Here is a 23,052-nt window from a genome sequence, read left to right on the forward strand (position 1 = left end):
GGGCGAGGGGAGGATAAGGTGTCTGCGAATGCCGCCGGGCCGTCATCCTGAACGCAGGGGTTCAGGTGGGCGAGGTCAGACTGGCCTTGGGATCATCTGACGCGAGACGTTCACGCTGACCAGCCGATGTTCCAAGCCCGGGCTCGTACGAGCATTGGTTCAAGGAAATATAAGCCCGGCGCGCACCGCAGACAGGGCGGATTTTACGCCGGGGCGGGCGCGTTCACAGCAGCCGGCCGTCTTCGCCCAGCGCCTGGTCCAGCCGCGTGAGCAGGGCGCCCAGCGTGGCCTGCTCGGCCACGCTCAGGTGCGGCTCCTCGCCGCCCTGCACCGGCGCGGCGGTGGCGGACGTCGGCTGGTCGGCCAGCTCGAAGGCCAGGTTCAGCGCCGCCAGCACGGCGATGCGGTCGCGCGCCTTGATCTTGCCGGCGTCGCGGATGCGGCTCATCGCCGCGTCCACGCGGTGCACCGCCTCGCGCAGGCGCTCCTCGCCGCCCTCGGGGCAGCCCAGCAGGTAGCCCTGGCCCATGATCTTGACTTCGAGCTGCTTCATGGCCGGGGCCGCTCCTTGCCGTCGTCGGCGGGCAGCACGCCAGCGGCGGCGGGCAGGCGGTCGATCAGCGAATCGACGCGGGCGCGCGCCGCCATCAGGCGCGACTTCAGGTTGTCGCGTTCATGCGTCAGCGCCTGCACCTGCTGCGCCAGCAGTTCGTTGGTGCGGCGCAGTTCCTCGTGGCGCACGAGCAGCCGCTCGACGCGCTCGGCGATCTGTTCGATGAGAGGCGGGGTCGTCATGGCGGCGATTCGTTGGGCTGGCCGATTGTAGGCGGTGGCCGCCGCTTACAACACGAGCCGCCGCCCGGCCGCCCGAAGGCGGCGAGCGCCCCCTCGGGGGGCAGCGGACCACGCGAAGCGGGGGAGCGTGGGGGGCATACGATTCGAGCCGCCGCCCGGCCGCCCGAAGGCGGCGAGCGCCCCCTCGGGGGGCAGCGGACCACGCGAAGCGGGGGAGCGTGGGGGGCATACGATTCGAGCCGCCGCCCGGCCGCCCGAAGGCGGCGAGCGCCCCCTCGGGGGGGCAGCGGACCACGCGAAGCGGGGGAGCGTGGGGGCATACGATTCGAGCCGCCGCCCGGCCGCCCGAAGGCGGCGAGCGCCCCCTCGGGGGGGCAGCGGACCACGCGAAGCGGGGGAGCGTGGGGGCATACAATCCGCCGCGTTGGTGCTCGCGCGCCGTGGTTCGCACGGCCGCAGTTCAACGGGAAGCAGGGGGGCCGGCCCGACCCGGAGCCGGCCTAACCTGCGCTGCCCCCGCAACGGTAAGCGGATGGCGCCTCGATCTCGGTCGCGGCGCCGGCTCCTGCCTCACACCGCCACTGGCGGCGCTGGTCACCAGGCGCCGCTGGGAAGGCGAGGCACTCAAGGATGCGACCTCCGCCAGCCCGGATACCGGCCAACGAGGAGGCCGCGCCCACGCCAGCCGCGTGGGCGCGGCCATGTTCACCCCATGCGCCGGCGGGGAAGCCGGCAGGGGTTGCCCACCCGTGCTTCTCGTCATGAAAAAACTCCCGCATCCTCTCCGGCGCGCCGCGCTGCCGCTGACCCTGTCCTGCGCGTTCGCGCCTGTGTTCGCCCAGACGACCGCCGCCGCCGACCTGCCCGACACCGTCGTGACCGCCACGCGCAGCGCGCAGCCGCTGGCCGACGTGCTGGCGGACGTCACCCTGATCGACCGCGCGCAGATCGAGGTGAGCGGCGCCGTCAACATCGCCGACCTGCTGCAACGCCAGGCGGGGCTGGAGCTGTCGCGCAACGGCGGGCCGGGCACCACCACCAGCCTGTTCATGCGCGGGGCGGAGAACCGCTTCACCGCCGTCTACATCGACGGCATTCGCGTGGACACCCAGGCCACCGGCGGCGCGCCGTGGGAGGCCATCGCGCTGGGGCAGGTGGAGCGCGTCGAGATCGTGCGCGGCCCGGCTGCCGCCGTCTACGGCTCCGACGCCATCGCCGGCGTGGTGCAGATCTTCACGCGCAAGGGCGAAGGCCCGTTCATGCCCTACGTGGGCGTGGGGGTGGGCAGCCACCGCACCGGCAAGCTGGAGGCGGGTTTTTCGGGCAGCAATGGCGCCGTGGACTATTCGCTCGGCCTGGAGCGCGACACCAGCCGCGGCTTCAACAGCCGGCAGAACAGCAACCCCGACGACGACGGCTACCGCCAGACGGCGCTGAGCGGCCGCCTCGGCTGGCAGATCAACAAAGCCCACCGGCTGGATCTGACCGGCACGCACACGGACATGAAGTCCCAGTACGACGGCTTCACGGCTGGCCTGAACGACCTGTCCGACAACCGCCTGGCCACCCTGGGCGCGACCTGGAGCGCGCAGTGGACGGCCAACTACAGCACCCGCCTGTCGGTCAGCGAATCGCAGCACCGCTACGAGACCTCGCCCTCGTCCTATCTCAGCAAGACCACGCTGCGCAACGTCCTGCTGCAGAACGAATGGCGCCAGGGCGGCCACCGGGTCACCGCCGCGCTGGAGCGGCGCGAGGACAAGCTGCTGAACGACCCCATCGGCCAGGGCCGCCACCAGAACGCCATCGCCCTGGGCTACGGCTACGGCAGCGGCCCGCACACCGTGCAGGTGAACCTGCGCCACGACCGCGACAGCGAGTTCGGCGGCCAGACCACCGGCGGCGTGGCCTACGGCTACGGCTTCGCGCCCGGCTGGCGCGTGACCGGCGCGGTGGGCACGGCCTTCCGCGTGCCCACGCTCTACCAGCGCTTCTCGGACTACGGCAACCCCGACCTGGTGCCGGAGAAAAGCCGCAACGTCGAGCTGGGTGTGCACTGGGCGCAGGGCGCCAGCCGCTTCGGCGTCACGGCCTACCGCAACCGCGTCACCAACCTCATCACCTTCGGCGCCGCCGGCCCGTGCGGTTCCGTGTACGGCTGCTACGAGAACACCGGCCGCGCCATCCTGCGCGGCGTCACGCTCTCGGGCGCGCACAAGCTGGGCGGCGTGAACCTGCGCGGCTCGCTCGACCTGCAGGATCCGCGCGACGCCGCCACCGGCAATCTGCTGGCGCGCCGCGCCAAGCGCATCCTCAAGCTGGGCGCCGATACGCGCGTGGCCGACTGGACGCTGGGCGCCGAAGTGCAGGCGTCGAGCAGGCGCTACGACAACGCCGCCAACACCACCGTGCTGGGCGGCTACGGCCTGGTCAACCTGTACGCCAGCACCACCCTCGCGCGCGAATGGACGCTGCTGGCGCGCATCGACAACCTCGGCGACAAGAACTACCAGGTGGCGAGCGGCTACAACACGCCCGGCCGCACCTTCTACCTGGGCCTGCGCTGGACGCCGAAGTTTTAAGAAAAAGTGGCTCCAGCGCCCGCCAGGCAAGCGCTGGCAGCTACTAAAATGAAAGCATGGAACCTGTCCTGCCGGCACCGGCGCGCAGCGAGCTGATCCTGGGCGGCCAGAAGAGCGGCAAGTCGCGCCGCGCCGAGAGCCTGGCCGCCGCCTGGCTGGCCGCCGCGCCCGCGCACCGCGCGGTGCTGATCGCCACCGCCGCGCCGCACGACGACGAGATGCGCGCGCGCATCGCCCGCCACCAGCGGGAGCGCGCCGCGCGCGTGCCGGGCCTGGCCACGCGCGAGGCGCCGCATGACCTGCCCGCCGCCATCACCGAAGCTGGCGGCGCCGAGACGCTGCGCGTGGTCGACTGCCTGACGCTGTGGCTCACGCAGCAACTGATGCCCCTGGATGAAGGTTCAAAGGCAAATCGGCCTCCAGCGCCCGCCAGCCAAGCGCTGGCAGCTACGCTTTTGGAAGCAATCGGGTCTTGCCCCGGCCCCATCGTGCTGGTCGGCAACGAGATCGGCCTGGGCGTGATTCCGCTCGGGCGCGAGGTGCGCGCCTTCGTCGATGCATTGGGCGGGCTCAACCAGGCGGTGGCGGCGCGTTGCCAGCGCGTGACGCTGATGGTCGCCGGACTGCCGCTGGTGCTGAAGGAGAGCGCCGCGTGATCCGCCGCCGGCTCGCCGCCGCGCTGACGCTGCTCGCGCTGGCTCCGCTGCCAGCCGTCGCCTACGAGGTGAAGGACGACGCCGGCGTCTCCACCCGCTTCGACGCGCCGCCCGCGCGCATCGTCAGCCTGCTGCCCTCGCTGACCGAGACCGCCTGCGCGCTGCGCGCCTGCGCGCGCCTGGTGGCGGTGGACCGCTATTCCAACTGGCCGCCGGAGGTCGCCAAACTGCCCCAGGTCGGCGGCGGGCTGGACCCGCAGGTCGAGGCCATCGTCGCCCTCAAGCCCGACCTGGTGCTGATGGCCACCTCCTCGCGCGCTGCCGTGCGCCTGCGCGCGCTGGGCCTGAAGGTGGTGCAGCTGGAGCCGCGCACCGGCGCCGACATGCGCCGCGTCGTCGCCAGCCTGGGGCGCGCGCTGCAAGTGGGTGGCGCCGACGCGCTGCTGCGCAATATCGACGAGGGCGTGCAGGCCGCCGCCGCCGCGCTGCCGGCGCCGCTGCGCGGCACGCGCGTGTACTTCGAGGTCACGCCCACGCCGCACGCCGCCGGGCGCGGCAGCTTCATCGGCGAGCTGATGGACGCGCTGGGCCTGGTCAACATCGTCGGGCCCGAGCTGGGGCCGTTCCCGCACATCAGCCCCGAGCTGGTGGTGCGCGCCGCGCCCGACCTCATCATGGCCAGCCGCGCCAGCCTCCAGGACATGGCGCGCCGCCCCGGCTGGCCGGCGCTGAAGGCGCTGCGCGAAGGGCGCACCTGCGCCTTCGACGGCGCCGAGCGCGACATCCTCGTGCGCCCCGGCCCGCGCATGCCCGAGGCGGCGCGGCTGGTGGCGCGCTGCGTGACCGAGCGGATGGGCAAGCAGTGAGTCGTGCCGCCGCGCTCGGCATCGGCCTCGTCGTGCTGGCCGCGCTCGGCACGCTGCTCGGCGCCAGCGTCGGCAGCACCGGGCTCGACAGTGTCTTCGCCGCCCGCCACGACCCCGTGGCCTGGCAGATCGTGTGGGACATCCGCCTGCCGCGCACGCTGGGCGCGTGGCTGGCCGGCGCGCTGCTGGGGCTGGCCGGCGCGGTGGCGCAGGGCCTGTTCCGCAACCCGCTGGCCGACCCGTACCTGCTGGGCAGCGGCTCCGGCGCCGCGCTGGCGATGGCGCTGGCCTTCGCCGGCGTGGGCGCGGCCGGGCTGGTGTCGGGCAGCAGCAGCGGCGCCGCGCTGGCGCAGGCCGCCTCGCCCTGGCTGGCGCGGCTGGGGCTGACGGGCGCGGCCTTCGCCGGCGCGCTGGCCGGCGTGCTGCTGACCCTGCTGCTGGCGCAGGGCGTGCAGCAGACGCTGCGCCTGCTGCTGGCCGGCGTGGTGGTGGGCTACGTGCTGGGCGCGGTGCGCGACCTGGTGCAGCTGGCCGACCCCGACGTGCTGGTGGCCATGCAGGGCTTCACGCTGGGCATCACCGGCTTCGTCGGCTGGGCGGCCTGCGGCGTGATGGCGGCGCTGCTGGCGCCGCTGCTGGCCGCCGCCTGGGCGCTGGCGCGCGTGCTCGACGCGCTGACGCTGGGCGAGGACACCGCCCAGAGCCTGGGCCTGCCGCTGGCGCCCCTGCGCGCGCTGCTGGTCGGCGTACTGGCGCTGGCCACCGGCGCCGCCGTGGCGCAGACCGGGCTGATCGGCTTCGTCGGCCTGGTGGCGCCGCACCTGGTGCGCGGGCTGGCGCGCAGCACGCACGGGCCGCTGGTGCTGCTCTCGGCGCTGGCCGGCGGCGCGCTGCTGATGGCGGCCGACATCGCCGCGCGCGTGCTGATCTCGCCGCAGGAGCTGCCCGTGGGCGTGCTGACGGCGGTGCTGGGCGGCGTGTACCTGCTGTGGCTGATGCACCGGCGCTCGCGCGAGGGGAGGGCGCCGTGAGCGCCGCCTGGCCGCTCCGAGGGCGGCGCCCGGCTCAGGGCTCGCACCCGCGGTCCGCAGGACGGAGGGCGGCTCAATGATTGCTACTGAAAAAATAGCTGTCAGCGCACGGCTGGCGGGCGCCAGCATCGGAAAACACCAGATACTGCATGCCATCGACCTGCATCTGCACGCCGGCCGCTGGGTCGCCGTCGTCGGCCCCAACGGCGCCGGCAAGTCCACCCTGCTGCGCGTGCTGGCCGGGCTGCTGCCGTGCGACGGGCAGGTCATGCTGCAAGGCCGCCCGCTGGCCGATTGGCCCACGCGCGCCCGCGCCGCGCAACTGGCCTGGCTGGGCCAGGCCGAGTCGGGCAGCGACGACCTGACGGCCTGCGACGTGGTCCTGCTCGGCCGCCTGCCGCACCGTCCCTGGCTGGCGCCGCCGGGCGAGGCCGACCACGCCGCCGTGGAACAGGCCCTGCGCGCCACGCAGGCCTGGGCGCTGCGCGAGCGGCGCCTTGGCGAGCTCTCGGGCGGCGAGCGCCAGCGCGTGCTGCTGGCCCGTGCCCTGGCCGTGCGGGCCCCCGTGCTGCTGATGGACGAGCCCCTGGCCCACCTCGACCCGCCGCACCAGGCCGACTGGATCGCGCTGGCGCGCGCGCAGGCCGCCGGCGGCGCGCTGGTGGTGAGCGTGCTGCACGAGCTCGGCGTGGCCTTGCAGGCGGACGAACTGGTCGTCGTGCGCGCCGGCCGCGTCGTTCACCACGGCGCCACCGGCCATGCCGACACGCACCGCGCGCTGCAAGCCGCCTTCGACGACCGCGTGCGCGTGCATCCGGTGGCGGGGCAGTGGGTGGCGCTGCCCCGGATCGGTTGAGATAGGTAGCGTTCCCAATGGGATCGATACCAGCTACCCAGGCGGCCGGGTAGTTCCTAAAGTCGGTGTATCCGCACCCGCGGATGCCAACCGAGACTTTCAGAGATCGCCATGGGTCTTCCCGACGCTTCCGCCTCCCGCGTTCCCGCCGCGCCGCCCCCCCGCCGCCGCCTCCTGCGCCCCCGCCGCGCGAGGAGGTGGATCCGGCGGTGCGCCAGCCAGCGCTGCACGCGGGCAAGACCGACGCGCCGCCGCCCGAGCGCTACGCGCAGCACGAGGTCGAGCGCGGGGAGACCGTGACCGAGGTCGCCAAGCGCTACCAGACCACGGTGCCGATGATCGCCGCCGCCAACCCGCAGGTAGGCGACCTCGATCAGATCGATATCGGCCAGAAGCTCAACGTGCCCATCGGCCAGGGCTACGGCGAGGAGCCCACGCAGGCCGTGGTCGAAAAAGGCCAGACGCTGACCGAGATGGCCAAGAGCTACCAGCTGCCGCTGAACGTGGTCGTCGCCGCCAACCGGCACAGCCTGCCCAATCCCAACCTCATCCACCCGGGCCAGGTGGTGCAGATGCCGCTGGACAAGCCCAACACCGCGCTGGAAGACCGCGTGCGGGCCACCGACCAGGCCATGGCCGACCTCCAGCGCGCCGAGCAGGAGCGCGCCGACGCCTCGCCCAGCACCAGCAGCCAGGTGGACCGGCTCGACCAGCGCGTGGCCGACGCCAAGGAAACGCTCCAGACCGCCACCCAGGCCGAGCTGGGCGAGCGCGCGCGCCTGTCCACCCCGCCCGGCCGCAGCTCTGACGAGGCGGCCTACGCCACCGCCGGCGACGCCATCAAGGCGCGCTACGCCGCCAACCCCGGGGAGACGGCCAGGCTGGACGAGGCGCTGAAGTCGCTCAAGGTCACGCGCGACGCCGATGCCATCGTGCAGGCCGCCAAGCTGGGCGACACGCCGGGCAAGCAGGTCGAATCGCTCAACGCCAGCCTGAAAGATGCGTCGCCTGAAGTGCGCCAGGCCGTGCTGCAAAGCGCCGAGGGCAAGGCCATCATCCAGAACGCGGCCGACTGGGCGATGGAGCCGCTGGAGGGCGGCGATGCCGAGAAGGCGTGGGACCGCGCGCAGAAGGAAGGGGGCTACATGCCCCACTGGTCCGGCGCGCAGGCGATGGACCGGCTGGACCAGGTCACCCAGAACCTCGACCCCGAACTGGCCGCGCAGGTGACCTCGGCGGCCATCCCGACGGTGGAGCGCTATGCCGGCAGCTACCGCGAGAAGTTCGGCGGCGACCCTTTGCTCGGCCCTGGCACCGAGTCGATGCTGAAGGTGCTGGACCGCAGCCTGGATACACCCGCGGGCCGCGGCAACCTGCAGCGCCTGGCGTCGCTGGGGGTCGGTGACTTCCGCGGTATCTACGAGCACATCAGCCAGGGCGGCAATCCAGCCTACGGGGTGGCGCTGGCCCAGAGCGGCAAAGTCAACCAGGACATGCTGCTGGCGAACGTGTATGCCGGCGTGGAGGCCCAGCGGGAGAGGATCGCCGAGACGGCCCAAGCCTACAGCGAGCATTACGAGGAACTCGGCTGGCTGGTCAGCAAGCACGGCGGCTCGATGACGCCCGAGCAGTTGCAGAAGGCGATCGAGGACTACACCAAGGAGAAGGGCCCCGAGTGGGAGCAGAAGGGCAAGGAACTGCAGGACAAGTTGGCTGCCCAAGGCGCCGAGTTGCAGGCCCAACTGACCGAGCTGGGCAAGCTGCCCGCCGACACCTATGGCCGCGACAAGGCCATCGCCGACGCGCTGAACGACCCGGTGGTCGGCCTGGCGCTGAATACCGCGTGGGAGAAGAATCCCGCGCTGCTCCAGGGGGCCAAGGGCGACGGCATGCTGGCCTTCCTGGCCGATCCCACGGTCAAGGGCTCGGCGCGCCTGACCGACATCGGCCGCCGCTTCACCAGCGGCATGGCCATGGCCTGGATGAAGAGCAACACCGGTGCCGCGCTGGCGCAGTTCGACCCCAGCGATCCGGCCAGCGTGCAGGCCGCCCATAAGGCGCTGGACAGCCTGCGCAATGGTCAACTGGTCAAGGTGCTGGGTGTGTCCACCGGCGAGATGGACAAGGCCATCGAGGCCATGAAGAAGGCGATGCCCGGCGCCAGCGACACGACCGAGCAGATCACCGCCAAGCTGGCGAAGCTCGACGACGAGCTGGGCACCATCGGCCAAGCCATCAAGGGGCGCTACGGCTTCGACCCGTCCACCGCCAACGAAGGCCAGGTGGCTTTCAGCCGTGCCACGGTGGCCGGCCAACTGCTGCGTGGGGTGGGCGTGATGCTGGGCGGCGTGGGGCTGCTGGCCTCCACCAAGACCGCGATCGATGATCCGTCGCTGAAGACCTGGATGAAAGTGGCCTCCGACGCGGCTGGCCTCACGCAACGGGGGCTGGAGCTTGGGGTTGGCGTCTTCAAGTGGGATCAGGGCACTTCGCTGGCAGCCAAGGCGGGCACCAAGGCCGGCTCGTTCCTGGCCGGGCGCTTGCTGGGCGCGGCGTCGAGCGTGTTCGACATCTGGTCCGGCGTCGAGGCCTTTCAGAAAGGCGACTACGCCAGCGCGGGGCTTTATGGTGCCGGCGCCGCCGGCACGCTCATGGCGTCGCTCTTTACCGGCCCGGTGGGTTGGGCTGGACTGATCATCATGGGCGTCTCCGCCGCTGGTCTGTGGGCCTGGAACAACGTCAAGGAGGCCAACAAACACGAGCCCGACTCCGACGGCGGCACCTCCATGCGCTTCCTGCAGCATGCCGGCCTGAACGAGGCCACCGCCCGCGCGCTGACCGACCAGAGCGGCGAGGGCTTCAGCACCTTGCCGATGTTCGCGCGCTATGCCCAATTGAAGGGCTACGACCTGCAGAACGCGGACGACCAGAAGGTCTTCGTCGACTGGCTCAACGGCATGCCGCAGGACGAGCTGGGCAGGCTGCGAGACCGCATGCACCGCGAACTGGATTCCCTGGACGGCGACATGAGCAAGTTCGGCGAGTCCACGCAGCCCCACAGGCCCGCCAACCCCCGTGGGGAGATGATGAATCCGTGGTCGCGCCGGCCGCGTTCCATGGAGCAAATGGACAATCTGCTGTCGTACCTCAAGCTGACCGGCCTGCCAGCGCGCTGAGGCAGCTTGGGGAGGCTTCCGCGGGCGACTGACAAAATATTCATACAGAATCAGCTCGCCGGGACTGCGCTGGCGCGATGCCCGCCGCGAGGCAGTGCCGCCAGCCAGTTCAGGAGGGTGTTCGGATGCAAGCCAATCAAGACCTCGCCGCCGCGCCGCCGCTGCGCTTCTGGGCGAACGCGCTGCGCCTGCGCTGTCCGCACTGCGGCCTGCAGGCGCTGCCCGCGTGGCGCAAGATCGCGCTGGGCTGGGACCGCCCGGTCGCCTGCCGCGCCTGCGGCCTGGGCGTGGAGGTCAGCGGCTTCCGCGCCATGCTGGCCACGCTGCCCATCGTGGGCGGGGCGTTCGTCCTGGCGGTCTACGGCGGGCTGGCGCGCGGCCTGCCGGCGCGGCCGGCCGTCGCCGCGCTGGTGCTGATGGCCCTGGTCTCGGTGCTGGCCTACCTGTTCGGCGTGCCCTTGCAGCGCGCCGGCCGCACCGACGCGGAAGCGGTGCGGCGCGCCCGGCGCAGCGCGATGGAGTGAGGCCGGCCGGCGGGCGATTCGTGCTATACCCGGCGCAACTTCGTTCATCAGCCTCCGCACTTGCAGATCGAAACACCGCCCATCGAGCGCAACGCCGCCAAGCCCGAGGGCGAGCGCCGCGGCCTCGTCCTGGTCCACACCGGCGACGGCAAGGGCAAGAGTACGGCCGCCTTCGGCCTGGCGCTGCGCGCCTTCGGGCGCCGGCACGTGCACGGCAGGCAGGTGCGCATCTTCCAGTTCATGAAGGTGCCTACGGCGCGCTTCGGCGAGCACCGCATGTTCGAGCAGATCGGCCTGCCCATCGAAGGGTTGGGCGACGGCTTCAGCTGGAAGAGCAAGGATCTCGATCACTCCGCCCAACTGGCGCGCGACGGCTGGCGGAAGGCCCGCGCCGCCCTCCTGGACGGCGAGCACTTCCTGGTCGTGCTGGACGAGATCACCTACCCGCTGATCTACGGCTGGCTGCCGCTGGACGACGTGCTGCGAACGCTGCGCGAGCGCCCGAAGGACGTGCACGTGTGCCTGACCGGCCGCCGCTGCCCGCCCGAGTTGATCGAGCTGGCCGACACCGTGACCGAGATGACCCTGGTCAAGCACGCCTACAAGGCCGGTGTTCCTGCGCAGCGAGGTATCGAGGACTGACGTGTCCCCACTGCTGCTGCGCCGCTACCCCACGCCCCTGGGCGAGATGTCCGCGCTGCTTGCTCTGCGCGGCCTCGGCCTGCTCGAGTTCGGCACCGCCACGCGATCTTCTCGGCGGCGCGGCGAATGATCTGGCTGCCCTTCGATTCCTTCGGTGCCGAAGGGGTCTTGATCGCCTGCGCCCCCGCGCTGGCCCTGGCCATCGACCGCCTGCTGGGCGAGCCGCCCGCGCGCTGGCACCCCGTGGTGTGGATGGGCCGCTGGCTGGGCTGGGCCGGCGCGCGGCTGGCGCCGGCGGCGGGCGCGCCGCGCGTGCTCTCGGATGCGCGGGTGTTCTGGGTCGCGGCGCTCGCCTGGTGCGCGGCGGCGGCTGCGGTTTTTGCCCTGGCGTGGCTGTTCCAGACCTGGGTGCTGACGCAGCCGGCTTGGCTGGCGGCGCTGGCGCTGGGCCTGTTCCTGAAGCCGCTCATGGCCTGGGCGCTGCTGCATGACGAGGTGCTGGCGGTGGAGCGCGCGCTGGCCCAATCGCTGCCCGCCGGGCGCGCGCAGCTCGCCCGCCTGGTCAGCCGCGACGTGGCCGACCTCTCACCGCACGAGGTGCGCGAAAGCGCCATCGAATCGCTGGCGGAGAACCTGAACGACTCGCTGGTGGCGCCGCTGTTCTGGTTCGTGCTGCTGGGGCTGCCGGGCGCGGCGCTGTTTCGCTTCGCCAACACCGCCGACGCCATGTGGGGCTACCGGGGCGAGCGCACCTTGGCCGGTGTCGCCCGCGACTGGACCTGGACCGGCAAGTGGGCCGCGCGCGCCGACGACGTGCTGGCCTGGCTGCCGGCGCGCCTCACCGCGCTGCTGATCGCGCTGCTGGGCGGGGCAGGGCGCGCACTGGGCCGGCTGCCCGCCGAGGCGCGCCGCACGCCGTCGCCCAACGGCGGCTGGCCGATGGGCGCCATGGCGCTGGCGCTGGGCGTGCACCTGCGCAAGCCGGGCGTCTACACGCTGAACGCGGCGGGCCGCACGCCCGAGCCGGCCGACACCCTGCGCGCCTGCGCCATCGGCTCGCGCACCGCGCTGGCGGCGACGCTGCTGGCCTGCGCTGCGTTGCTGGTTTGAAGCAAAATAGGCCGCCAGCGCCCGCCAGACAAGCGCCACAAGCTATGAATACAGGAGTGCCGTTACACGGTGGCCCCGATGCCGATGGCGTGCCTCTGCACGACCTGTCCACCAACGCCAACGCCTGCGGCCCGTACCCACCGGCGCTGCGCGCCGTGCGGGCGGCCGACGCGCGCCGCTACCCCGACCCGGCCTGCACCGCGCTCACCGTGCAACTGGCCGCGTGGCACGGCGTGGCGCCCGGGCGCATCGTGCCGGCGGCCAGCGGCAGCGAGTTCATCCAGCGCATCAGCACCGCCGTGGCGCTGCTCGCTGGCCCAGGTGCCGCCATGTGGCAGCCCGCGCACGCCTATGGCGACTACGCGCGCGCGGCGCAGGCCGCCGGGCTGGCGCAGGCCGAAGATCCGGCGCGGGCCGCGCTGCTGTGGGCCTGCGACCCGTCCAGCCCGCTCGGCCAGCCGCAGGCAGGGTTGGCCGACCTGGCCGCCGCGCTGCGCCCCGGCCAGGCGCTGGTGCTCGACATGGCCTACGAGCCGCTGCGCCTGGAAGGCGCGCTGGCGCTGGACGCTGCCGCGCTGGACCGCGCGTGGCGCCTCGTCACGCCCAACAAGGCGCTTGGCCTCACCGGCGTGCGCGCGGCCTACGCCATCGCGCCGCAGGGCGCGGATGCCGCGCTGCTGGCGCGCGTGCGCGCGCTGGCGCCCTCGTGGCCGCTGGGCGCGCACGGCGAGGCGCTGCTGCAAAACTGGGCCACCCTGCCCGCCCACGACTGGCTGGCCGGCTGCCGCGCCACGCTGCGCGGCTGGAAGGCGCGGCAGGTCGCCTTGCTGCGCGACGCCGGCTGGCGGGTGGAGCCCAGCGTTGCTAATTTTTTTGTAGCTGCTGGCGCTTGTCCAGAAAGCGCTGGAGGCCGATTTGATATGCAATCGATGTTGATCGAGTGGCGCCGTAGCGGCTTCAAGCTGCGCGACTGCGCCAGCTTCGGACTGCCCGGCCGGGTGCGCATGGCGGTGGTGGCGCCGGAGGTGCAGGATGCGCTGATGGGGACGTTGAGGGAAGCTACATGAGCGCCCGCTGCATCATGGTCCTGGGCACCAGCAGCGGTGCCGGCAAGAGCTGGGTTGCCACCGCGCTGTGCCGCTGGTACAGCAACCAGGGCTTCAAGGTGGCGCCGTTCAAAGCGCAAAACATGAGCAACAACGCGCGCGTGGTCATGGCCCCCACGCTCCCTGCTTCGCATGGTTCGCTGCCCCCCGAGGGGGCGCTCGCCGCCTTGGGGCGGCCCGGCGGCGGCTCGGGGGCCGGCCTCGACGGGGAGCTGGGGGAAATCGGCAGCGCGCAGTACTTCCAGGCCCTGGCCGCGCGCGCCGAGCCCCACGTGCGCATGAACCCGCTGCTGCTCAAGCCCGAGGCCGACACGCGCAGCCAGGTGGTGCTGATGGGCCGCGTGGACCGCGAGCTGAGCGACCTGCCCTGGCGCGGCCGCAGCGAGCGCGTGTGGCCTCACATCGCCGCCGCGCTCGACGAGCTGCGCGCGGACAACGACATCGTGGTGATCGAAGGCGCCGGCTCGCCGGCCGAGATCAACCTGATGGCCAGCGACGTGGTGAACCTGCGCGTGGCGCGCCACGCCGACGCCGCCTGCCTGCTGGTGGCCGACATCGACCGCGGCGGCGCCTTCGCGCACCTCTACGGCACCTGGGCGCTGCTGCCCGAGGCCGATCGCGCGCGCCTGCGCGGCTTCGTGCTCAACAAGTTCCGCGGCGACGCGGCGCTGCTGGCCCCCGCGCCCGAGATGCTGCGCCAGAAAACCGGCGTGCCGGTGGTCGCCACCATTCCCATGCAGTGGAACCACGGGCTGCCGGAAGAAGACGGTGTGTTCGATATGGCCCCCACGCTCGGCACTGTCGTGTCCTCGCTGCCCCCCGAGGGGCCCCTCGCGGCTAGGGGCGGCCCGTCGCCGCTCGACCGCGCCAGCGCGGCAGCGGGTGTCGCGCGCACGCGCATCGCCGTGGTGGCCTACCCGCGCATCAGCAACCTCGACGAGTTCCAGCCGCTGAAGAACGTGCCCGGCGTGCAGCTGCGCTGGGCGCGCGGCCCGGCCGACCTGGCCGGCGCCGACTGGATCGTGCTGCCCGGCAGCAAGGCCACCGCCGCCGACCTGGCCTGGCTGCGCGCGCAGGGGCTGGACGCGGCCATCGCCGCGCACGCCGCGCGCGGCGGCCGCGTGCTGGGCATCTGCGGCGGCCTGCAGATGCTGGGCGAGGCGCTGATCGACGTGCATGGCGTGGAAAGCAACGGCAATTCGCCGGGCTTGGGGCTGCTGCCCCTGGTCACCAGCTTCGAGCCGCGCAAGACCGTGCGCCGCACGCACACGCTGTTCGGCGTGCTGCGCGGCGCGTGGGCGCCGCTGTCGGGCGTGGCGGCCAGCGGCTACGAAATCCGCCACGGCCAGACCGCCCGGCACCCGGCCATGGCCGCCCAGGGCGACGTGGCGCGCGAGGCCATCCCTGGCCTGGCGTGGCAGAACGCGGCCGGCAACGTGCTGGGCGTGTACCTGCACGGCCTGTTCGAGGACGCCGCCGTGCTGCACGCGCTGTTCGGCGCCCGCGCGCCGACGCTGGACGAGGTCTTCGACCGCCTGGCGGGCACGCTGGCGGCCGCGGCCGCGCCCGGCTTCCTCGACGCGCTGGCCGCGCCCTGACATCCCTGCCCCCGACCTCCGACCACCGGCCGATCATGCCCCCCCTGCAACTGCCCGACATTCCCGATCTGGCCGATTCCGCGCTCGCCGCCGCCCTGCGGCAGCGCATCGACCGCAAGACCGTCCCACGCGGCGCGCTCGGCCGGCTGGCCGCGCTGGCGCTGCGGCTGGGCGCCATCCTGGGCACGGCCGAGCCGCGGTTTTCCGAGCCGCAGCTCGTGGTGTTCGCCGCCGACCACGGCATCGCCGCGCGCGGCGTGTCGGCCTACCCGAGCGACGTGACCTGGCAGATGGTGGGCAACTTCCTGGCCGGCGGCGCGGCGGTGAGCGTGCTGGCGCGCCAGCACGGCATCGCGCAGACGGTGGTGGACTGCGGCGTGCGGCATGCGTTCGATCCGGCGCCAGGTCTGTTGATTCGCAACATCGCGCCGGGCACGCAGGACTCGTCCATCGGCCCGGCGATGAGCGCCGCGCAGTGCGCGCAGGCCGTGCGCAACGGCATCGAACTGGTCGATGGGCTACCCGGGAACGCGCTCCTGCTGGGCGAGATGGGCATCGGCAACACCAGCGCCGCGTCGCTGCTCGTGGCGCGGTTGGGCGGCCTGGACGTGGCCGAGGTGACCGGCGCGGGCACCGGGCTCGATGCCGGCGGCATCGCGCGCAAGACGGCCGTGCTGCGCCAGGCGCTGGCGGCCAACGCCGGCGCGGCGGCGCCGCTCGACGCGCTGGCGGCGCTGGGCGGCTTCGAGATCGCCACCATGACCGGCGCGGTCTTGCAGGCGGCCCGCCAGCGGCGCGTGATCGTGGTCGATGGCTTCATCGCCAGCGCGGCCGTGCTGGTGGCCAGCCGCCTCGCGCCGCCGGTGCTGCAGCGCTGCGTGTTCGCCCACCGCTCGGACGAGCGCGGCCACGCGCGCCTGCTGCAACTGCTGGGCGCCGAGCCCTTGCTCGACCTGGGCCTGCGCGTGGGCGAGGGCAGCGGCGCCGCGCTGGCCTGGCCGCTGCTGGAATCGGCCTGCCGCATCCTGAACGAGATGGCCAGCTTCGAGTCGGCCGGCGTGTCCGACCGGACCGCCGCCAATGACTGAACCCGGAGCCTGGCCGCGTGCAAGCCCTGCGCCACTTCCTGCTCGCGCTGCAGTTCTTCACCCGTATCCCGGTCACCGGCCGGCTGGCCGAGTGGGTGGGCTACAGCCCGGCCATGCTGAACGCGAGCGCCGCCTACTTCCCGGCCGTCGGCTGGGTGGTGGGCGCGGTGGCGGCGGGGGTGATGGCGCTGGCGCTGGCGTTGCTGCCGGCCGGGCCGCTGGGCGCGCTGGCGGCGGCGGGGCTGGCCACGGCCGCCACCGTGTGGCTCACCGGCGGCTTTCACGAGGACGGGTTGGCCGACACCGCCGACGGCCTGGGCGGCGGCGCCAGCCGCGAGCGCGCGCTGGCCATCATGAAGGACTCGCGCATCGGCAGCTACGGCGCGCTGGCGCTGGTGTTGGCGCTCGGGCTGAAGGCGGCGCTGCTGGCGCTGATCGCCCAGCGCGGCGCCGGGAGCGCGGCGGCCGCGCTGCTGGCCGCGCACGCGCTCTCGCGCCTGGCGCCGCTGGTGGTGATGCGCACGCTGCCCTACGCGGGCGACGAAGACCGGGCCAAGGCCAAGCCGCTGGCGCAGGCCGTTCCGGGTGCTGGCTTCACCATCGGATTTTTGTGGTCGATGCCGGCGTTGGCGCTGATGTGGCAAGCGCGGGGTGCTATTTATTTGATATCGGCGTTGCTGCTCTGGGCATGTGCGCTGGCGGCCATGCTGCACCTGCTGCGGCGGCGCCTGCAAGGCTTCACCGGCGACACGCTGGGCGCCACGCAGCAGGTGTGCGAGCTGGCCCTCTACCTGGGGCTGGCGCTGGCATGACGCTGTGGCTGGTGCGCCATGCGCCCGTGCTGGCCGCGCCGGGCCTGTGCTACGGCGCGAGCGACCTGTCTGCCGAGCCCGAAGCCACCCGCGCCGCCGCCGAACGCCTGGCCGTTGCGCTGCCCGAGGGCCTGGCGGTACACGCCTCGCCGCTACAACGTTGCGAGCAGCTCGCGCGCGTCCTGCAAGCGTTGCGGCCCGATTTGACCTTGAAAACCGATGCGCGCCTGCGCGAGATGGACTTCGGCGGCTGGGAAGGCGTGCCCTGGGCGGACATCCCGCGCGCCGACTTCGACGCCTGGCTGGCCGGCTTCGCCGACGCGCGCCCCGCCGGCGACGGCGAAACCGTGCGCGAGCTGATGGCGCGCGTGGCCGCCGCCTGGGACGCGCACCGCGCGCGCGGCGAGCCCGCGGTGTGGATCACCCACGCCGGCGTGATGCGCGCCGTGCTGCTGCTGGCGCGCGGCGTACGGCTGCCCGAGCGCGCCACTGACTGGCCGGCCGAACCGTTGCCCTTCGGCCGTGCGCTGCGCGTTCAGCCCAGCCGTTCGCGCTGAGCCTGTCGAAGCGCTGCGCGAGGCTTCGACAGGCTCAGCCCGAACGGCTCCTGTTGAACCAACGCGCATCCATGCGCGTATCAGCCTTCCGCCAGTTCCTCGTGGTGATCGGCCACGCCGCGCTTCCAGTACGCCGACAGGCGCATGCGCTTCGGGTCCGCGCCCTGGGCCAGCAGCGGCGCGCGCAGCGCGGACATGAGCGCGTTCTCGCCCGCGCCCCAGACGAAGCCGGCGCCCGCCGGCAGCGCCAGCGCCTCCAGCGCTTGCGCCAGTGAGGGCACGAAGGCGCAGTCCAGCGCCGCGCGGCTGGTCCAGGCGCGCGCGTCGGCCGGGTCGGCGAGCTGCACGCGCACGATGGCGCGCGTGCCCGCGGGCAGCTCGGCCAGGCGGCGCTCGATGGCGGGCATGGCGGTCTCGTCGCCCAGCAGCAGGTGCCAGTCCAGCGCGGCGGGCACCACCATGCTGCCGCGCGGGCCGGCCAGGCCCACCCACTGGCCGAGCGGCGCGTTCAGCGCCCAGGCCTCGGCCGGGCCGCCGCCGTGCACGGCGAAGTCCAGTTGCAGCGTGCAAGCCTCGGCGTCGAAACGCAGCGGCGTGTAGTCGCGCATGGTGGGGCGCGCGCCATCGACCTGCGGGCGGCCATCGACGATGCGGGGCAGGTTGGGCTTGTCCTGCCCCTCCTGCGGCAGGATGAACTTGACGTGGTCGTCGAAGCCCGCGCTGGCGAAGCCTGCCAGCTCGGGCCCGTCCAGCGTCACGCGCACGAAGCCGGGGCTGAGCTTTTCGCGCGCCCGCAGTTGCGCGTGGCGCGCGGCGAAGGGGTGGCGCACGCGCTGGATCAGGGGTTCGGGCAGGGGTGGGCTCATGTCAGCGCGGGTGCCGGCGGATCGCCGGATGCTCCTGTATAGATAGCTGCCGGCGCTTGCCAGACAAGCGCTGGAGGCCGATTTGGTTCATAAAGCGGCATCAGCCCATCGCCCGCAGGCTGGCCTCCACCGCGGCGGCGGTGGCCAGGGGCTTTTCCATCGGGAACAGGTGCGTGCCGTCGAGCATCGTCACGCGGCCCCTGGCGATGCGGCGCGTGCCCTCGATGCCGCCCACCTGGCGCAGCTCGGCCGATTGCAGGCCGCCGACGAAGGCCAGCGGGCACTTCAGCGGGTGGCGCCGCAGCAGGTCTTCGATGTGGTGCGGCAGCGTGTCGTAGATGCGCGATTCGACCTCGCGGTCGAAGGCCAGGCGCCAGCGGCCGTCGGTGTCCACGATGCCGTGGTCCACGTAGTCGTGCAGCACCTGCGGGTCCCAGGCGGCGAACAGCTTCTTGCCGCGGAAGTGCTCGAACACCGCCTCGCGGTCGGCCCACTCGTTGCGGCGCCGGCGGCTGACCTGGCTGGGCGAGAAGCGCTGCACCAGCGCCGGCGCCAGCTTGGCCAGGCCCAGGCCGCGCGCGCGCCAGCCGCTGACCACGGGCGAGTCGAGCAGCACCACGCCGCGCGCCAGCTCGGGGTGCTGCGCGGCGCACATCAGGCTGAGGATGCCGCCCAGCGAGTGGCCCACCAGCCAGGGCGGCGGGCCGCCGGCGGGCGTGCGCGCGCGGGCGAAGTCGGCCAGCTGGCGCACCAGGTGCGGCCAGTTGTCGGTGACGGGGTAGGCCGGGTCGTGGCCGTATTTCTCGACCGCGTGCACCTCGAAGCCGCGCGCCCGCAGGCTGTCCTGCATCACGCGGTAGGTACTGGCCGGAAAGCTGTTGCCGTGGGAGAAGATCAGGGTGGGCATGGTGGCGCGATTGTGCCGCCGGCTGGCTCCAGGCCGCGCGCCGCAGTAGCATGGCGCTCCATGGCTACCCCACCCGAATCCCTGCCGCCCGAGGTGGCCGCCGCGTTCCAGCGGGGCGAGCCGGTCGAGGCGATCAAGCTGCTGCTGAAACTGCGGGCCGGCGCGCCGGGCAGACCGGCGCCTGGCCGCAAGCCGGCCGCGCCCGCCGCGCCGAAGCCGCGCAAGGCGGCGCCCCCGCCCAAGCTGGGCGCGTTCCGCGAGGGGCTGTCGCCCGGCGAGGTGCCGCGCTCGGCGTCGGCCGTCACGGGCTGGGCGATCGTGGCGCTGCTGGCCTACCTGGCCTACCGCCTACTGGCGGGCTGAGGCGGCGGGGGGTCAGATCAGGCGCTCGTGCGCGGTGCTGATCTTCTTGAGCGGCGGGTGGCGCGGCGAAGCCACGCGCAACGGGATGTCGGTCTGGCCCCCGTTCCACTGCGGATCCTCGATGCTGTCGAACACCTGGCGCAGGCGCTGGCCCCAGCTGTCGTGCAGCATGCGGAAGTAGGGGTTGTCGTTGTCGATGCAGACCACGCGGTCGGATTGCAGGGCGCCGGCCTCGTACACCACCAGGTCCAGCGGCAGGCCGACGGACAGGTTGGACTTGATGGTGGAGTCCATCGACACCAGCGCGCACTTGGCGGCTTCCTGAAGCGGCGTCTCGGGGGTGATGACGCGGTCGAGCACGGGTTTGCCGTATTTCGACTCGCCGATCTGGAAGTAGGGCGTCTCGGCCGTGGCCTCGATGAAGTTGCCGGCCGAGTACACCAGGAACAGCCGCATGCCCTCGCCGGCCACCTGGCCGCCGAAGATCAGCGAGACGTTGAACTCCAGGCCCGACTGGCGCAGCGCGTCGCCGTCGCGGTGGTTCACGTGGCGCACCGCGGCGCCCAGCACCTGCGCGGCGTCGAACATGCTGCGCGCGTTCCAGATGGTGACGGGGTCGCCCGTCTCGGGGTCGCGGATGGATTCGGTCTGCAAAATCTCGCGCACCGACTGCGAGATCGACAGGTTCCCGGCCGAGAGCATGACCATGAAGCGGTCGCCCGGGCGCTCGTAGACGAGCATCTTGCGGAAGGTGCTGATCGAATCGACGCCGGCGTTGGTGCGGGAGTCGGACAGGAACACCATGCCGGCGTTGGTCTTGATGGCGCAGCAGTAGGTCATCGGAAGGCTTGGCAGGGGGCGCGCGGGCGGTCAGCGGGCCAGGAGTTTCTTCAGTTGGTAGAGCGCGTCCAGCGCCTCGCGTGGACTCAGGGCATCGGGGTCGATGCCCGACAGCGCCGATTCTACGGGGGAGGGCACCTGGGCCGCCGCCGGTTCGGCGGGCGGCGCGGTGAACAGATCGACCTGCGCCTGGGCCTGGCTGGCGCCGCGCTCCAGTTGCGCCAGCGCGTGGCGCGCGTGGTTCACCACCGCCTGCGGCACGCCGGCCAGCCGCGCCACCTGGATGCCGTAGCTGCGGCTGGCGGGGCCGGGTTGCAGCTCGTGCAGAAAGACGATGTCGTGGCCGCCCGAGCCGCTGGTTTCTGCCGCGCTGACGTGCGCGTTGACGGCCGCGTGGTGCGTGGCCGGGAACTCGGTCAGCTCGAAGTAGTGGGTGGCGAACAGGGTGAAGGCGCCTACCTTGTCGTGCAGGTGCGCGGCGATGCCGCTGGCCAGCGCCAGGCCGTCGAAGGTGCTGGTGCCGCGGCCGATCTCGTCCATCAGCACCAGCGATTCGCGCGTGGCGCCGTGCAGAATCTGCGCCGCCTCGGTCATCTCCAGCATGAAGGTGGACTGCGCGTTGGCCAGGTCGTCGGCGGCGCCGATGCGGGTGTGGATGGCGTCGATCGGCCCCAGCCGGCAGCTCTGCGCCGGCACGTGGCTGCCCATGCCGGCCAGCAGCGCGATCAGCGCCACCTGGCGCATGTAGGTGCTCTTGCCGCCCATGTTGGGGCCGGTGATGACCTGCATGCGGGCCTTGGGGCCCAGCACCGTGTCGTTGGCGATGAAGGGCGCGCCGCTGGTCTCGGCCAGGCGCGCCTCCACCACCGGGTGGCGGCCGCCGCGGATCTCGATGCAGGGCTCGCGCGCGAACTGCGGGGCGCACCAGTTCAGCGTCAGCGAGCGCTCGGCCAGGGCGGCCAGCGCGTCCAGCGAGGCCAGCGCGCGGGCGAAGCGGGTGAGGGCGGGCACGTGCGGCTGCAGCGCGGCCAGCAGGCGGTCGTACAGCCACTTCTCGCGCGCCAGCGCGCGCTCCTGCGCGGAGAGGGCCTTGTCCTCGAAGGCTTTCAGCTCGGGCGTGATGAAGCGCTCGGCGTTCTTCAGCGTCTGCCGGCGGCGGTAGTCGTCGGGCACCTTGCTGGCCTGGCCCTGCGTGACCTCGATGTAGAAGCCGTGCACCTTGTTGAACTGCACGCGCAGGTTGGCGATGCCGGTGCGCTGGCGCTCGCGCGCCTCCAGCTCGATCAGGAAGGCGTCGCAGTTCTCGGCGATGGCGCGCAGCTCGTCCAGCTCGGCGTCCAGGCCGGGGGCGATCACGCCGCCGTCGCGGATCATCGCGGCGGGCTCCTCCAGCAGCGCGGCTTGCAGCAGGCCCTGCGCTTCGGCGGGCGGTGCCAGGTCTTCGGAAATACGAGCCAAAAGTGCCTCCGGCGCTTGCAGGACGAGCGCCAGAAGCTCATTTTTTTGTAGCGCATGGCGCAGCGCCACCAGCTCGCGCGGGCGCACCTGGGCCAGCGCCAGGCGGGCGGTGATGCGCTCGACGTCGCTGGTGCCTTTCAACAGCGCGCGCAGTTTCTGCCACAGCCCGTCCTGGCGCAGGCGGCCGATGGCCTCCAAGCGCGCGCTGGCGACGGCGCGGTCGCGCGGCGGCGCCAGCAGCCAGCTGCGCAGCAGGCGGCTGCCCATGCCGGTCTGGCAGGTGTCGAGCAGCGACAGCAGCGTGGGCGCATCCTCGCCGCGCAGCGTCTGCACCAGCTCCAGGTTGCGGCGCGTGCTGGCGGGCAGCTCGATCAGCTCGCCCGGCCGTTCCACGCTGAGCCCGCTCAGGTGCGTGAGCGCGCGGCCCTGCGTGTGTTCGGCGTAGGCCAGCAGCGCGGCGGCGGCGGCGTGGGCCTGGGGGCAGTCCTCGGCGCTCCAGGCCGCCAGGCTGGCCGCGCCCAGGGCTTCCAGCAGCTTGCGCCGGCCCAGCGCCGCGTCGAACTGGAAAGCGGGCCGGCGGGTGAGCGCGGGCGCGCGGCCGGTGGCGGGCTTGAAGCGGGCCAGGCGCTGCTCGAAGGCGGGGGTGGCTTCGGCGGGCAGCAGCAGTTCGCTCGCGCCGATGCGCTCCAGCCAGCCGGGCAGGTCGCCCTCGGCGCATTCGGCCAGGTGCACCTGGCCTTGCGTCACCGCCAGCCAGGCCAGGCCGCAGCGCGCGCGCGCGCCGGGCTGCACGGTCAGCAGGATGGATTCGGTCTTCTCGGACAGCAGCTCGCTGTCGGTCAGCGTGCCGGGCGTCACCACGCGCACCACCTTGCGCTCCACCGGCCCCTTGGCGGTGGCCACGTTGCCCACCTGCTCGGCGATCGCCACCGATTCGCCCAGCTTGATGAGCCGGCCCAGGTAGTTCTCCAGCGCGTGGAAGGGCACGCCCGCCATCACCACCGGCTGCCCGGCCGACTGGCCGCGCTGCGTCAGCGTGATGTCCAGCAGCCGCGCGGCCTTCTCGGCATCGGCATAGAACAGCTCGTAGAAGTCGCCCATGCGGTACAGCAGCAGCGTGTCGGGGTACTCGGCCTTGAGCGCCATGTACTGCGCCATGACGGGCGTATGGGTTGCGTTCTCCATAGGTTGGTCAGGATGAGGGCCGGGCGGTGCAGGC

Annotated in this window: 22 protein-coding genes and 1 riboswitch; of the genes, 16 read left to right on the top strand and 6 right to left on the bottom strand. The window is 72.8% G+C overall.

The window, feature by feature from the left end:
- Positions 1 to 223 precede the first annotated feature (223 nt).
- The gene (locus QM772_RS17780; RefSeq protein WP_415138842.1) at positions 224 to 553 is read right to left on the bottom strand and encodes a cell division protein ZapA; all 330 of its coding nucleotides are present in this window, start codon (positions 551 to 553) and stop codon (positions 224 to 226) included.
- On the bottom strand, positions 550 to 795 hold the full coding sequence (locus QM772_RS17785) for a DUF904 domain-containing protein (RefSeq protein ID WP_415138844.1): 246 nt from the start codon (positions 793 to 795) through the stop codon (positions 550 to 552). The genes QM772_RS17780 and QM772_RS17785 overlap by 4 nt, the downstream gene beginning before the upstream one ends.
- A 408-nt stretch (positions 796 to 1,203) precedes the next feature.
- Positions 1,204 to 1,473: riboswitch (cobalamin riboswitch) on the top strand.
- Positions 1,474 to 1,556: 83 nt separating this feature from the next.
- Between QM772_RS17785 and QM772_RS17790 the strand changes: the two genes are divergently transcribed.
- From QM772_RS17790 to QM772_RS17860, 15 genes are all read left to right on the top strand, one after another.
- On the top strand, positions 1,557 to 3,377 hold the full coding sequence (locus tag QM772_RS17790) for a TonB-dependent receptor domain-containing protein (RefSeq protein ID WP_415138846.1): 1,821 nt from the start codon (positions 1,557 to 1,559) through the stop codon (positions 3,375 to 3,377).
- A 56-nt stretch (positions 3,378 to 3,433) separates the two neighbouring features.
- The gene (locus QM772_RS17795; RefSeq protein WP_415138848.1) at positions 3,434 to 4,033 is read left to right on the top strand and encodes a bifunctional adenosylcobinamide kinase/adenosylcobinamide-phosphate guanylyltransferase; all 600 of its coding nucleotides are present in this window, start codon (positions 3,434 to 3,436) and stop codon (positions 4,031 to 4,033) included.
- A complete protein-coding gene (locus QM772_RS17800) occupies positions 4,030 to 4,899 on the top strand; it encodes an ABC transporter substrate-binding protein (RefSeq protein ID WP_415138850.1) in 870 nt (289 codons plus the stop codon). Before QM772_RS17795 ends, QM772_RS17800 begins: the two co-directional genes overlap by 4 nt.
- The gene (locus tag QM772_RS17805) at positions 4,896 to 5,930 is read left to right on the top strand and encodes a FecCD family ABC transporter permease (protein WP_415138852.1); all 1,035 of its coding nucleotides are present in this window, start codon (positions 4,896 to 4,898) and stop codon (positions 5,928 to 5,930) included. Before QM772_RS17800 ends, QM772_RS17805 begins: the two co-directional genes overlap by 4 nt.
- 76 nt (positions 5,931 to 6,006) lie before the next feature.
- Entirely contained in the window at positions 6,007 to 6,786 is a 780-nt protein-coding gene (locus QM772_RS17810) for an ABC transporter ATP-binding protein (protein WP_415138854.1), read from the top strand.
- 209 nt (positions 6,787 to 6,995) lie between these two features.
- A complete protein-coding gene (locus QM772_RS17815; RefSeq protein ID WP_415138855.1) occupies positions 6,996 to 9,962 on the top strand; it encodes a LysM peptidoglycan-binding domain-containing protein in 2,967 nt (988 codons plus the stop codon).
- Between the two features lie 125 nt (positions 9,963 to 10,087).
- Complete coding sequence (locus tag QM772_RS17820; RefSeq protein ID WP_415138857.1) at positions 10,088 to 10,486, top strand: hypothetical protein; 399 nt, start codon at positions 10,088 to 10,090, stop codon at positions 10,484 to 10,486.
- A 60-nt stretch (positions 10,487 to 10,546) separates the two neighbouring features.
- Entirely contained in the window at positions 10,547 to 11,128 is a 582-nt protein-coding gene (gene cobO / locus QM772_RS17825) for a cob(I)yrinic acid a,c-diamide adenosyltransferase (RefSeq protein WP_415138859.1), read from the top strand.
- Between the two features lies 1 nt (position 11,129).
- On the top strand, positions 11,130 to 11,258 hold the full coding sequence (locus QM772_RS17830; protein ID WP_415138861.1) for a hypothetical protein: 129 nt from the start codon (positions 11,130 to 11,132) through the stop codon (positions 11,256 to 11,258).
- Positions 11,255 to 12,238 (top strand): adenosylcobinamide-phosphate synthase CbiB, encoded by a 984-nt coding sequence (gene cbiB / locus QM772_RS17835; RefSeq protein ID WP_415138863.1) that lies wholly within the window; start codon positions 11,255 to 11,257, stop codon positions 12,236 to 12,238. Before QM772_RS17830 ends, cbiB begins: the two co-directional genes overlap by 4 nt.
- 44 nt (positions 12,239 to 12,282) lie before the next feature.
- A complete protein-coding gene (locus QM772_RS17840; RefSeq protein WP_415138865.1) occupies positions 12,283 to 13,305 on the top strand; it encodes an aminotransferase class I/II-fold pyridoxal phosphate-dependent enzyme in 1,023 nt (340 codons plus the stop codon).
- Complete coding sequence (locus QM772_RS17845) at positions 13,302 to 14,942, top strand: cobyric acid synthase (RefSeq protein ID WP_415138867.1); 1,641 nt, start codon at positions 13,302 to 13,304, stop codon at positions 14,940 to 14,942. Before QM772_RS17840 ends, QM772_RS17845 begins: the two co-directional genes overlap by 4 nt.
- A 35-nt stretch (positions 14,943 to 14,977) precedes the next feature.
- Positions 14,978 to 16,030, top strand: a complete 1,053-nt coding sequence (gene cobT / locus QM772_RS17850; protein WP_415138869.1) for a nicotinate-nucleotide--dimethylbenzimidazole phosphoribosyltransferase — start codon at positions 14,978 to 14,980, stop codon at positions 16,028 to 16,030.
- Between the two features lie 17 nt (positions 16,031 to 16,047).
- Positions 16,048 to 16,842, top strand: coding sequence for an adenosylcobinamide-GDP ribazoletransferase (locus QM772_RS17855; protein ID WP_415138871.1), 795 nt, complete (start codon positions 16,048 to 16,050; stop codon positions 16,840 to 16,842).
- The gene (locus QM772_RS17860; RefSeq protein ID WP_415138873.1) at positions 16,839 to 17,399 is read left to right on the top strand and encodes a histidine phosphatase family protein; all 561 of its coding nucleotides are present in this window, start codon (positions 16,839 to 16,841) and stop codon (positions 17,397 to 17,399) included. Before QM772_RS17855 ends, QM772_RS17860 begins: the two co-directional genes overlap by 4 nt.
- An 80-nt stretch (positions 17,400 to 17,479) precedes the next feature.
- On the opposite strand, the gene QM772_RS17865 is transcribed toward QM772_RS17860, so the two are convergent.
- Both QM772_RS17865 and QM772_RS17870 read right to left on the bottom strand, forming a co-directional pair.
- Positions 17,480 to 18,265: a siderophore-interacting protein gene (locus QM772_RS17865; protein ID WP_415138875.1), complete on the bottom strand. Its 786-nt coding sequence runs from the start codon at positions 18,263 to 18,265 to the stop codon at positions 17,480 to 17,482.
- 100 nt (positions 18,266 to 18,365) lie between these two features.
- Entirely contained in the window at positions 18,366 to 19,172 is an 807-nt protein-coding gene (locus QM772_RS17870) for an alpha/beta hydrolase (RefSeq protein ID WP_415138877.1), read from the bottom strand.
- A gap of 60 nt (positions 19,173 to 19,232) precedes the next feature.
- Here QM772_RS17870 and QM772_RS17875 point away from each other — a divergent pair, with 60 nt between their 5' ends.
- Positions 19,233 to 19,535, top strand: a complete 303-nt coding sequence (locus QM772_RS17875; RefSeq protein WP_415138879.1) for a hypothetical protein — start codon at positions 19,233 to 19,235, stop codon at positions 19,533 to 19,535.
- A gap of 12 nt (positions 19,536 to 19,547) precedes the next feature.
- Here QM772_RS17875 and QM772_RS17880 read toward each other — a convergent pair whose 3' ends face one another.
- Both QM772_RS17880 and mutS read right to left on the bottom strand, forming a co-directional pair.
- Positions 19,548 to 20,375 (bottom strand): peptidase, encoded by an 828-nt coding sequence (locus tag QM772_RS17880; RefSeq protein ID WP_415138881.1) that lies wholly within the window; start codon positions 20,373 to 20,375, stop codon positions 19,548 to 19,550.
- A 30-nt stretch (positions 20,376 to 20,405) separates the two neighbouring features.
- Positions 20,406 to 23,018 carry a DNA mismatch repair protein MutS gene (mutS, locus tag QM772_RS17885; RefSeq protein WP_415138883.1) on the bottom strand — a complete coding sequence of 871 codons (2,613 nt, stop codon included), beginning with the start codon at positions 23,016 to 23,018 and terminating at the stop codon, positions 20,406 to 20,408.
- Positions 23,019 to 23,052: the final 34 nt, after the last annotated feature.

Source organism: Ottowia sp. (assembly GCF_047601385.1).
In the GTDB taxonomy this organism is placed as follows: domain Bacteria; phylum Pseudomonadota; class Gammaproteobacteria; order Burkholderiales; family Burkholderiaceae_C; genus Ottowia.

Excerpts from the sequence above, each read along its gene's own strand:
- QM772_RS17880 (WP_415138881.1), bottom strand. The coding sequence starts at position 20,375 with ATGACCTACTGCTGCGCCATCAAGACCAACGCCGGCATGGTGTTCCTG.
- QM772_RS17795 (WP_415138848.1), top strand. The coding sequence starts at position 3,434 with ATGGAACCTGTCCTGCCGGCACCGGCGCGCAGCGAGCTGATCCTGGGC.
- QM772_RS17785 (WP_415138844.1), bottom strand. The coding sequence starts at position 795 with ATGACGACCCCGCCTCTCATCGAACAGATCGCCGAGCGCGTCGAGCGG.
- QM772_RS17845 (WP_415138867.1), top strand. The coding sequence starts at position 13,302 with ATGAGCGCCCGCTGCATCATGGTCCTGGGCACCAGCAGCGGTGCCGGC.
- QM772_RS17820 (WP_415138857.1), top strand. The coding sequence starts at position 10,088 with ATGCAAGCCAATCAAGACCTCGCCGCCGCGCCGCCGCTGCGCTTCTGG.
- QM772_RS17875 (WP_415138879.1), top strand. The coding sequence starts at position 19,233 with ATGGCTACCCCACCCGAATCCCTGCCGCCCGAGGTGGCCGCCGCGTTC.
- cobT (WP_415138869.1), top strand. The coding sequence starts at position 14,978 with ATGCCCCCCCTGCAACTGCCCGACATTCCCGATCTGGCCGATTCCGCG.
- QM772_RS17840 (WP_415138865.1), top strand. The coding sequence starts at position 12,283 with ATGAATACAGGAGTGCCGTTACACGGTGGCCCCGATGCCGATGGCGTG.
- QM772_RS17865 (WP_415138875.1), bottom strand. The coding sequence starts at position 18,265 with ATGAGCCCACCCCTGCCCGAACCCCTGATCCAGCGCGTGCGCCACCCC.
- QM772_RS17860 (WP_415138873.1), top strand. The coding sequence starts at position 16,839 with ATGACGCTGTGGCTGGTGCGCCATGCGCCCGTGCTGGCCGCGCCGGGC.
- QM772_RS17780 (WP_415138842.1), bottom strand. The coding sequence starts at position 553 with ATGAAGCAGCTCGAAGTCAAGATCATGGGCCAGGGCTACCTGCTGGGC.
- mutS (WP_415138883.1), bottom strand. The coding sequence starts at position 23,018 with ATGGAGAACGCAACCCATACGCCCGTCATGGCGCAGTACATGGCGCTC.
- QM772_RS17790 (WP_415138846.1), top strand. The coding sequence starts at position 1,557 with ATGAAAAAACTCCCGCATCCTCTCCGGCGCGCCGCGCTGCCGCTGACC.
- QM772_RS17810 (WP_415138854.1), top strand. The coding sequence starts at position 6,007 with ATGATTGCTACTGAAAAAATAGCTGTCAGCGCACGGCTGGCGGGCGCC.
- cbiB (WP_415138863.1), top strand. The coding sequence starts at position 11,255 with ATGATCTGGCTGCCCTTCGATTCCTTCGGTGCCGAAGGGGTCTTGATC.
- QM772_RS17870 (WP_415138877.1), bottom strand. The coding sequence starts at position 19,172 with ATGCCCACCCTGATCTTCTCCCACGGCAACAGCTTTCCGGCCAGTACC.